Origin of the sequence: Eudoraea sp. (genome assembly GCF_049665975.1) — a bacterium.
GTDB lineage: Bacteria > Bacteroidota > Bacteroidia > Flavobacteriales > Flavobacteriaceae > Eudoraea.
Genome location: NZ_JBATGR010000117.1, coordinates 1 through 9721 on the forward strand (window position 1 = coordinate 1; position 9721 = coordinate 9721).

A 9721-nucleotide genomic window follows, 5' to 3' on the forward strand; every position below is an offset into this window, starting at 1 on the left:
AAAGTGATGATGTTTTCATAATGATTTAATGATACAAGATTTTCTATATCTGTTTTATCGTAGACCTTAAGACCAGATTTTCCATCACAGATAAATAATTTGTTGTCTTTTATTCCCAACCCATAAGGTTCATCCATAGCATAGGACGTGGCCAGGACTGGTGTTGTTAAATCGGAAATATCAACAATAAATAAACCGCTTTCAGTTGCTCCACAATTATTACCCCCTCGTAATGTAACATATGCATAATCTCCATCAACTACAACGGGATCACAAGCAGTACCGTGCTGGAATTCTGAAATAAATGTTGGAGTGGCCGGAGAGGTTATGTCATATATATACATACCACGCATACTTCCCAGAAATAGATTATTTCCTTTGTTGAAAATAGTTTCAATATCGAATCCAGCATAAACATCTTCCAGATCCCTGGGATTTTCCAAATCGCTAATTTCAAACACGTTAATTGTATGACTATCTACGGCGTACAAATAATCATTTACAATTTTAAATCGTGCCAATGAACCCCCTTGTCCAACCTGGCTATCATTAGCGGTTTCAGCCAGAAAAATCTGATCGTCAAAACGACTATTAACTTCAGAAATTAATCTGCTTTCAATCTTAACATCCCATCCTACTAAAATTTCATTTTCATAATCTATCCCATCATATTCATAAATATCAGCATTTGGCCATACTATATTATCTCGTAAGACGTCCTCCAGTCGGTTAACAATTTTAATAGCATTAATCTCAGAAATATCTAATACCATTAAGTCCGTTAAACTATCAGCGTAAAGGAAATTTCCTTTTATTGAAATATCTACATTACCTGCAATTTTTATAAATGAAATTTTTTGTGGAGAATTTGGGTCACTATTATCTATCACATGCACTCCTTTGTACTTATCATTTACAAAAATATAATTCTCATAGGCATAGATCTTACCTGATTCATTAATAGGTCTAGGCGCAACAACATCGACGCTGTTCTTAAAATCAGCCAAACTCATCGTTAAGGGTGTTGCTACAAGGTAGTCAGCAAAATCACCTTCTTCTTTTTTGTTACAGGATACTAAGCCTAAGACAACTAGCAGGGTTATAATACAGTTTTTCATAGCTTGATTGTTTTATTAATTGTATTGGGTAGTTTAAACGTAGATACTTGTTATGAATTGCAGTTGCGTAAATTTTGTTAAATAATTAACTGTCAATTTGTCACTTGTTTGCAGAATATACTATCTTTGCAGACTGTTTGAGATATCGCAGAAGAGACAAGAGAATGGAGAAAATTATTGAGGAAAAAAATCAGGGTACTGCGCTTAAACTGGAAAAAAACCAGAAAAACACCCGTAATTTATATATAGAAAGCTATGGCTGTCAAATGAATTTTTCAGACAGCGAAATTGTCGCTTCTATATTAGCCCAAGAAGGTTTTAATACTACCAATTCTTTGGAAGAGGCAGACCTTGTTTTGGTGAACACATGCTCTATTCGGGAAAAAGCGGAGCTGACTGTTAGAAAAAGACTTGAAAAGTTTAACGCCGTAAAGAAGAACAGACCTCATATGAGAGTAGGTGTTTTGGGGTGCATGGCAGAAAGGCTAAAGAGTAAATTACTGGAAGAAGAAAAGATTGTGGATATGGTGGTTGGACCAGATGCTTATAAGGATCTGCCAAATCTTATCCGAGAAGTAGACGAGGGAAGGAATGCGGTTAATGTTATACTTTCCAAGGATGAAACATATGGTGATGTTGCACCAGTGAGATTAAATTCAAACGGGGTAACGGCGTTTGTATCCATTACACGTGGCTGTGATAATATGTGTACTTTTTGTGTTGTCCCCTTTACAAGGGGCCGGGAGCGCAGCAGGGATCCACATTCTATTGTAAATGAAGTAAATGAACTCTGGGAAAAAGGATTTAAGGAAGTAACCTTATTGGGCCAGAACGTTGACAGTTATTTGTGGTACGGCGGTGGCTTAAAAAAAGATTTCGGCGCAGCTTCAGCAATACAGCAAGCAACAGCGGTGAATTTTGCCAATTTATTAGAATTGGTTGCGGAGGCACAACCCAAAATGAGGATTCGGTTTTCTACTTCAAATCCACAGGATATGACCCTCGATGTAATTGAAACCATGGCAATGTTTAAAAATATCTGTAATTACATTCATCTGCCCGTTCAGAGTGGAAGCGACAGAATTTTAAAGGCAATGAACAGATTACACACCAGGGAAGAATATTTTGATTTAATAAATAATATTAGGAACATTTTACCCGACTGTGCCATAAGTCAGGACATGATTACAGGATTCCCAACGGAAACTGAAGAAGATCACCAGGATACTTTATCATTAATGGAATATGTTAAATATGACTTTGGTTTTATGTTTGCTTATTCAGAACGACCGGGTACAATGGCGGCGCGAAAACTTGTTGACGATATCCCTGAAGACGTAAAAAAAAGAAGATTAAGTGAGATTATTGATCTGCAATTAAAGCATAGTTATCTAAGAACAAAACAACATTTAGGTAAAGTTGAAGAAGTTCTTATTGAAGGGACATCTAAAAAATCTGAATTACAATGGAGGGGACGTAACTCTCAAAATACCGTTGTGGTTTTTCCTAAAGAGAACTATTCTATTGGAGAATTTGTAATGGTACGCATAGAAAATTGCACCTCTGCCACTTTATTGGGCAAAGCAGTTGGTTATTCTGAAAACAATTAAACATGGAAAGTGTACAGGCAATAAAACAGCGTTTTGAGATAATTGGTAATGATCCAAAGCTCAATCGTGCACTTGAAAAAGCTATTCAGGTTGCCCCAACAGACATTTCTGTTTTGGTTACAGGTGAAAGTGGGGTTGGAAAAGAAGTTGTGCCAAAAATTATTCACGCATTGTCTCATAGAAAACACGCAAAATATATAGCCGTAAACTGTGGAGCCATCCCCGAAGGCACTATAGACAGTGAGCTATTTGGTCATGAAAAAGGAGCTTTTACCGGGGCAACACAAACCAGAAGAGGATATTTTGAAGTTGCTGATGGGGGTACCATCTTTTTAGATGAAGTAGGGGAGCTTCCACTTACTACTCAGGTACGGCTGCTTAGAATATTGGAAAATGGCGAATTTCTAAAAGTGGGATCTTCTCAGGTTCAAAAAACCGATGTACGTATTGTAGCCGCCACCAACATGAATATGATAGAGGCTATTAAAGAGGGAAAATTCAGGGAAGATCTATATTATAGATTAAGTACAGTAGATATTCATATTCCTCCTCTAAGAGAACGAAGTGAGGATGTTCATTTATTATTTAGAAAATTTGCATCAGATTTTGGGCAGAAATACAAAATGCCAACTATTAGGCTGCGCGATGATGCTATACAACTACTCACAAAATACAGATGGCCGGGAAATATCCGGCAATTAAGAAATGTTGCTGAGCAAATATCAGTTTTAGAAGCGGAAAGAAATATAAGTCTGTCTACTTTAAATGGCTATTTGCCCAATGCCAGCGATTCTAATCTACCAGCCGTAATTGAAAGGAGAAAAAAGGAAAATGATTTTAGTAACGAAAGAGAGATTCTTTACAAGGTTTTGTTTGACATGAAAGGAGATCTTAATGATCTTAAAAAGCTTACCTTGGAACTGCTTCAAAATAATGATTCCTCTAAAGTACAGGAAGAAAATGAAAATCTTATCCGTAAGATTTATGGCACGAACGGGGAGGATATAGAGGAAGAAGAGAGTAAAGCATTAAAGGTCCTACCTCTTCCCGAAGCCAGAACAGAAACGGTACCGGAAATAAAGCACGAAGACAAATACCATTTTGCCGAGGAAATAGAAGAGGAAGAAACACTTTCTTTACAGCAAAAAGAAATTGAACTAATCCGTAAATCCCTGGAAAGAAATAGGGGAAAACGAAAAGCTGCAGCTGCAGAATTGGGGATTTCTGAAAGAACGCTGTATAGAAAGATTAAACAATATGATTTATAACTCAATTTTGAATTGAACAATTCCGATAACTTTTTGAACTTTATCTTTTGAAAAAAACATTTAATAGTATTTTGACCATCTCCTTGCTGATGTTTTTAATTGGCTGCGGAGCTTATAACTTTACGGGTGGCGACGTTGGTACGGCAACTTCATTTCAAGTGAATTATTTTCAAAATTATGCATCTCAAAGCCCCGGATCTACCTTTGAACCCGGTTTGGACAGAGATTTCACTCTGGCCTTACAGGATCTGATCCTTAATCAAACAAGTTTGGATCTTCGTAATTCTGATGCAGATTTAATATATGAGGGCGAAATTGTAGAATTCCGGATATCTCCAATGACAGCAACCGCTGAACAACGAGCTGCTCAGAATAGATTAACGATGGGCGTGAACGTTCGTTTTTTTAATAGAACCAAAGAAGATGTAGATTTTGAACGGAGGTTTTCCTTTTTTTATGATTACGACGCGAATACACAATTCTCATCAGTCAGAGATGAAGCACTAGAAGCTATTTTTGAAAGAATAACGCAGGATATTTTTAATGCATCATTGGCAGACTGGTAATATATAACAGAATAAAAATATAAGGAGTAGGCTGATATTAGCAATACGCAATACAGCGGCCTGTTAATTGATATGAACGTAGCAGATTTTACATTCCTATTACAGAACCCGGATAAGGTTTTAGAACCTGTTCAGACCAATCAATTGGAAGATATCCTTAAAGAATATCCGTACTTCCAGGCTGCACGTGCACTCCACTTAAAAGGACTCAAGAATCTAAATAGCTTTAAATATAATAATGCCTTAAAAGTGACAGCAGCCTACACCACTGACAGGGACATACTTTTCGATTATATTACCTCCGAAGTGTTTCTTCAAAACTCAATTGCCGATACCATTTCTGGTAAAACCTTACCCTTAGCTGACAAGGAGATCTTATCTGAAGAAGTTGAACCTAATCCGGATACTGATACTCACCTTATTGATGATTCAGAGGATCATCCTTTACCTCAAACCGCTAAAGACGCGGATAAGATCCTTGACCCTTCACTTTTTGAGTCGAAGGATCCTGCAGTAGATAAAGATATCGCAGCGAAAAAAAAGGCAGAGGCAGAATTAGAGCTTGGCAAACCCCTCCCTTTTACAAAACGAGAAAAACATTCTTTTGGTGAGTGGTTACAACTTACTTCATTTAAATCAATAAAAAGGGGAAAAGAAGAATACAAAGAAGAGGAAATGAAGGATATTCACTTTCCATTAGAGGAGGACATCCTAAAAAAGAAAAAATTTGAGTTAATAGATAAGTTTATAGAAAACAAGCCTAAAATAGTTCCCTCGGAAAATCTGACTTCAAACATTAATATTAAAGAATCAACTACACTTGATAAAAATGAGTTGATGACTGAAACACTGGCGAAGGTATATCTGGAGCAAAAAAAGTATAAAAAAGCCATTCAGGCATATAAGATTTTAAGTTTGAAATATCCAGAAAAAAGTAGTTTCTTTGCAAACCGAATAAAAGCAATACAAAAATTACGGCAAGAAAACACAAAATAAATGAGCACATTTTCAATCTTTTTAGTCCTTATCATAGTGGTTTGTTTACTCCTGATATTGGTTATTATGGTGCAAAATCCTAAGGGAGGCGGATTATCTTCTTCGTTTGGTGGAGGAGGAACTCAAATTGTTGGGGGTGTAAAAAAAACTGGCGATTTCCTGGATAAAAGTACCTGGACTTTAGCCACGCTATTAATAGTTCTTATTCTATTGTCCAATGTAGCACTAAAAGGAAATTTTGGGGAAGCCGAATCTAAATTACTGCAAGGTGATGATATTGATAATGTAGTTCCTGAAACCGTTCCTGAGGAAGTTCCGGAACAATTACCTGCAACTGACAATAACAATCCTTCAGATTCAATTCAGTAGTGTAAAGAAATAAAATATATTCAAATGCCAGCATAAATGACAAGCTGGCATTTTTATTTTAACATTATGTCAGTTTTTAAGCAATGGCATAATTTCTGCCCAATAGAAGGAAACAATTTAAACTAAAAACTAAGAAATATGGCTAAAGTAAACATTAAACCACTTGCAGACAGGGTCTTAATTGAGCCTATGGCAGCGGAGACCAAGACGGCATCAGGGATTTATATCCCGGATACCGCAAAGGAAAAACCACAAAAAGGGAAAGTCGTGGCAGTAGGTCCGGGTACCAAAGATGAGAAAATAACAGTTAAAGTCGGAGATACTGTACTTTATGGAAAATACGCAGGTACTGAACTTAAACTTGAAGGTTCCGATTACCTTATGATGCGTGAAAGCGACATTTTAGCAATTATTTAATAACAAAAATTACAAATAGAAAATGGCAAAAGATATAAAGTTTGATATTGAAGCACGGGATGGCCTAAGAAGAGGCGTTGACGCACTGGCAAACGCCGTAAAAGTAACCTTAGGACCCAAAGGAAGAAATGTAATTGTAAGTAAATCGTTTGGAGCTCCTATCGTAACTAAGGATGGTGTTACCGTAGCTAAGGAAATAGAATTGGCAGATGCTCTGGAAGATATGGGCGCACAAATGGTAAAAGAAGTTGCTTCCAAAACAAATGATCTTGCAGGTGACGGAACTACCACCGCTACTGTACTGGCGCAGTCAATTGTTAAGGAAGGACTTAAAAATGTTGCTGCCGGCGCTAATCCTATGGATCTTAAAAGAGGAATTGACAAGGCCGTTGATGCCATTGTTCAAAACTTAGCAAAACAAGCTAAAAAAGTAGGTGATTCCTCAGAAAAAATTAAACAAGTTGCAACTATTTCATCCAACAATGATGAAAACATTGGGGAACTTATTGCTCAGGCTTTCGGAAAAGTTGGTAAAGAAGGTGTTATTACAGTTGAAGAAGCAAAAGGAACAGATACTTATGTAGATGTTGTTGAAGGTATGCAATTTGACAGAGGTTACCTGTCTCCTTATTTTGTCACCGATTCAGACAAGATGATCGCAAACCTTGAAAATCCTTATATATTATTGTTCGATAAAAAAATATCAACAATGAAAGACCTGTTGCCGGTTTTAGAGCCTGTAGCACAGTCTGGAAAACCACTATTAATAATTTCTGAAGATGTAGATGGTGAAGCATTAGCCACTTTAGTAGTTAATAAACTTAGAGGTTCCTTAAAAATAGCCGCAGTTAAAGCACCGGGATTCGGTGATCGAAGAAAAGCAATGTTAGAAGACATAGCTATTTTGACCGGTGGCACGGTAATTTCAGAAGAAAGAGGTTTTTCTCTTGAAAATACCACATTGGACATGTTGGGAAGCTGTGAAAAAGTTACCATAGACAAGGATAATACCACTATTGTCAATGGCGGTGGAGTAGCAAAAAACATTAAGACAAGAGTTAATCAGATTAAATCTCAGATAGAGACCACTACTTCTGATTATGACAAAGAAAAGCTTCAGGAACGTTTGGCTAAATTGGCTGGTGGAGTAGCCGTACTTTATGTTGGTGCAGCCTCTGAAGTAGAGATGAAGGAAAAGAAAGACCGTGTAGATGATGCACTTCATGCCACAAGGGCAGCGGTTGAAGAAGGTATTGTTGCTGGTGGTGGCGTAGCATTTATCAGGTCAAAATCTGTACTCTCTAAAGTGTCTGTGGAAAATTCAGATGAAGAAACAGGGCTGCAAATTGTAGCAAGAGCCATTGAAGCTCCAATGCGAACAATTGTAGAAAATGCAGGTGGAGAAGGTTCTGTAGTGGTAGCAAAAGTACTCGATGGTAAGGGTGATTTTGGTTATGATGCAAAATCAGAGACCTATGTTCATATGCTAGAAGCGGGAATCATTGATCCTGCAAAGGTTACCAGAATAGCGTTGGAGAACGCAGCTTCTGTTGCAGGAATGATTCTGACTACAGAATGCGCCTTAACGGACATCAAGGAAGAATCTGCTCCGGCAGGACCACCAATGGGTGGTGGTGGAAGGCCAGGAATGATGTAAGAATTTGAAATTGTATATCAAAAACCGCTCTTTTTAAGAGCGGTTTTTTTATTTCTGTCTACAGATCAATTATTATAAATCTCAGTATTATAAAAGGCCGGAACAGAAAACCAATAGCCCATAAAAGCTGACGAAGATTTTAGTTTCTCTCCTCTTCTCGGACCAGATACTGCCTCACCAAATATGTTCCATTCATTATTTTCATTATCACGCAAAATAATCTCCAAACCATTAAATACATAATCAAACTGTAAGCTATTAGAGTTGGCATCCAGTTCAAAAGAAACCATAAAATCCTCATTACCAACAACCAGGTATTCTTTACCCCTAAAAGTCTCTCTGACGAAATTTTCTGTAGACAGATCTATAAAACGGTAAGCCCGCGCATTTGTGCCGTCTATAACAGCCAATACGCGCTCCTTTAAAGGTAGTCGGTCATCTTTTGGAACCGGGAATAAAAAGAAATTGTTATTAGTCTTATAGTCTACATAAGGGTATACCCCATAAGTCCTTGAAAAACCAGTATTTAAACTTAACGTTTTTGTGGTAGGATACATGGTCTTCCATGTCTTCCAATCTGTTTCAACAAGTGAAATCAATTCTGCTTTTTCACCTATTAGTTCTCCATTTACAGATTCATTCAAAATTTGAGCCCAATTGCTTCTGGTTTCTCTATCAAACGGAATAAGGTTCGTATTATAAAGTAATCCCGATACCCCAAAAGTAGTTTCTTTTCCATTTACTATCCTATTCCAGCCAATACCTGTTCCCGTTAAAGGGCAATAGGTAACAGCAAGAGAAACATCTCCAATATTGTCGTTTACTATTTCATGCCAGTCTAATACAATATGTTGATACGCCCGTATATCATCTCCATTCTTGTATCCCAAAATCAAATCCCCGTCTAAAAGTCCAAACTCATCCTCTACAGATACAAATCCGGGATTCTCCAAAGCAGGTATCCCATCTCTTCCGGGACCTCCGTCCAAAACATCTGCCAAAGGTATGCTCCAGACAGAAGGTTCAGATGAATTTTCATTATTGGGATCTGCGTCCTGTTCTTGTGCACTTGATGAACTACACGAATATTGTACTATTATGGCACAAATAATAAATGTTGCGATCTTTTTCATAGCTATAAATTTATTGTGTTGTTTTTGTTATTGAGCTTAAAATAAACTCCTGCTATAAATCTTGTAGTGGGTGTTAATTGTGTTCCGTCAACATAGCTATAAATAGGCAATTCCATACGCAGGGTAACCAAAATATTGCTTATAATATGAACACTTAATTCGGGTCTTATAAAAACCCACTCTCCACCTGTATTCGGGAGGTTACTATTGTTTATTTTATCAACTGATGCCTTCCTGTATTTAAAGATAAGTCCCGGATTAAAGACAGTGTTGAAAAGTAAAAATTGATCGGTATAGCCCACATTTGCCTGAAATACATCACCAAACTCATAGGAAGAAGTATTGTTTAAATACGAATTATTAATTCCCGTCAATCGATATATAAAATTACCTGAAAAGGTAGCCGAAGGCCTAAAGTCAAATGCCTTGGAGAGCGATAACCATCCCAGAGCATCCCAGGCGCCGCTCCCCGGCTGCAGGTCTGCCGTTAACAGAATTCCATTTTCATTCGTAAGGTCAGATTTTCCTAAGGGTGCTTTCGCTCCAAGCCCTAAATTTATTCCGCTTTTTGAGCCTAACGCTTCAGG

Annotated in this window: 10 protein-coding genes; 7 read left to right on the plus strand and 3 right to left on the minus strand. The window is 37.4% G+C overall.

Annotated elements, in window-relative coordinates; all coding sequences use genetic code 11:
• A partial coding sequence (locus WBN20_RS04645; protein ID WP_424280874.1) for an LVIVD repeat-containing protein occupies positions 1–1118 on the minus strand: 1118 nt, incomplete at its 3' end.
• Positions 1119–1282: 164 nt separating this feature from the next.
• Here WBN20_RS04645 and miaB point away from each other — a divergent pair.
• The 7 genes from miaB to groL all read left to right on the plus strand — a co-directional run bounded on the left by miaB (position 1283) and on the right by groL (position 8001).
• Entirely contained in the window at positions 1283–2728 is a 1446-nt protein-coding gene (gene miaB / locus WBN20_RS04650; RefSeq protein WP_424272480.1) for a tRNA (N6-isopentenyl adenosine(37)-C2)-methylthiotransferase MiaB, read from the plus strand.
• Positions 2729–2730: 2 nt separating this feature from the next.
• Positions 2731–3996 (plus strand): sigma-54 interaction domain-containing protein, encoded by a 1266-nt coding sequence (locus tag WBN20_RS04655; RefSeq protein WP_424280875.1) that lies wholly within the window; start codon positions 2731–2733, stop codon positions 3994–3996.
• 89 nt (positions 3997–4085) lie between these two features.
• The gene (locus tag WBN20_RS04660; protein WP_424280881.1) at positions 4086–4562 is read left to right on the plus strand and encodes an LptE family protein; all 477 of its coding nucleotides are present in this window, start codon (positions 4086–4088) and stop codon (positions 4560–4562) included.
• A gap of 72 nt (positions 4563–4634) precedes the next feature.
• Positions 4635–5558 (plus strand): hypothetical protein, encoded by a 924-nt coding sequence (locus tag WBN20_RS04665; protein WP_424280876.1) that lies wholly within the window; start codon positions 4635–4637, stop codon positions 5556–5558.
• The gene (secG, locus tag WBN20_RS04670; protein WP_424280877.1) at positions 5559–5927 is read left to right on the plus strand and encodes a preprotein translocase subunit SecG; all 369 of its coding nucleotides are present in this window, start codon (positions 5559–5561) and stop codon (positions 5925–5927) included.
• 138 nt (positions 5928–6065) lie between these two features.
• A complete protein-coding gene (locus WBN20_RS04675; RefSeq protein ID WP_297705008.1) occupies positions 6066–6344 on the plus strand; it encodes a co-chaperone GroES in 279 nt (92 codons plus the stop codon).
• 22 nt (positions 6345–6366) lie between these two features.
• Positions 6367–8001 carry a chaperonin GroEL gene (groL, locus tag WBN20_RS04680; protein WP_424280878.1) on the plus strand — a complete coding sequence of 545 codons (1635 nt, stop codon included), beginning with the start codon at positions 6367–6369 and terminating at the stop codon, positions 7999–8001.
• Positions 8002–8066: 65 nt separating this feature from the next.
• On the opposite strand, the gene WBN20_RS04685 is transcribed toward groL, so the two are convergent.
• Positions 8067–9134, minus strand: a complete 1068-nt coding sequence (locus WBN20_RS04685; RefSeq protein ID WP_424280879.1) for a DUF3179 domain-containing protein — start codon at positions 9132–9134, stop codon at positions 8067–8069.
• A 2-nt stretch (positions 9135–9136) separates the two neighbouring features.
• Positions 9137–9721: hypothetical protein (locus WBN20_RS04690; RefSeq protein ID WP_424280880.1), on the minus strand; the 585-nt coding region annotated here is incomplete at its 5' end.

Coding starts and splice junctions, on each gene's coding strand:
- miaB (WP_424272480.1), top strand. CDS start 1,283: ATGGAGAAAATTATTGAGGAAAAAAATCAGGGTACTGCGCTTAAACTG.
- WBN20_RS04655 (WP_424280875.1), top strand. CDS start 2,731: ATGGAAAGTGTACAGGCAATAAAACAGCGTTTTGAGATAATTGGTAAT.
- WBN20_RS04660 (WP_424280881.1), top strand. CDS start 4,086: ATGTTTTTAATTGGCTGCGGAGCTTATAACTTTACGGGTGGCGACGTT.
- WBN20_RS04665 (WP_424280876.1), top strand. CDS start 4,635: ATGAACGTAGCAGATTTTACATTCCTATTACAGAACCCGGATAAGGTT.
- secG (WP_424280877.1), top strand. CDS start 5,559: ATGAGCACATTTTCAATCTTTTTAGTCCTTATCATAGTGGTTTGTTTA.
- WBN20_RS04675 (WP_297705008.1), top strand. CDS start 6,066: ATGGCTAAAGTAAACATTAAACCACTTGCAGACAGGGTCTTAATTGAG.
- groL (WP_424280878.1), top strand. CDS start 6,367: ATGGCAAAAGATATAAAGTTTGATATTGAAGCACGGGATGGCCTAAGA.
- WBN20_RS04685 (WP_424280879.1), bottom strand. CDS start 9,134: ATGAAAAAGATCGCAACATTTATTATTTGTGCCATAATAGTACAATAT.